This window comes from Oleiphilus sp. HI0066, from assembly GCF_001635725.1.
Map to the genome: position 1 here is coordinate 1 of NZ_LWFH01001735.1, position 553 is coordinate 553.

At 40.7% G+C, this 553-nt stretch carries 1 protein-coding gene; it reads right to left on the reverse strand.

What is annotated here, in order from left to right; translation table 11 throughout:
- Positions 1-387 (reverse strand): succinylglutamate desuccinylase/aspartoacylase family protein (locus A3738_RS29660; protein ID WP_197474079.1); only part of this gene is annotated, 387 nt, incomplete at its 3' end.
- Positions 388-553 lie beyond the last annotated feature (166 nt).

The following is a 553-nucleotide window of genomic DNA, read 5'->3' on the forward strand; positions in this document are numbered from 1 at the left end:
TCGTTTATTAGCTTCGATATCTTGTGTTAACTGGGACTCTATATTCTCAGCGATCAACTCATAGAAATCGGGGTGGCTACGATTAAAGTTCAAGCCTGTGTTCAGATCGAATCGTCCCAAATGATCGTGCATCACATGTTGAGACAAACCAATTGCGTTGGCATATGGCACCAAGACAATCTCACCTTCGATCAATCCCTCTTTCTCAGCTTGATCGAGCAAGCTTCTGAGATGGTGCAGCACTAACATGGGAGGAATCTCGTCCGCATGCAAACTGGCTTGAAGATAAATCTTTAGATCTCTACTTTTCTTCCCGTAATGCAGACTGACTAATTCTCTTCGTGTTCCAATCGTCTGTTGCCTCAGTGGGTATGTGTTGAATTGCATAAAGAATCCTTTAAGACGAAAGTATGATTGCTTGCATCGCCATTATGTTTTTTTATGTCACCTAAATACATTGAATCACGCATCATGATGGCTTTTATAAAATGTTTATTGCTTGCTGTTATAGCTCAAATAACAACAACGCACGCATCAGAAGTTACCCTATTTC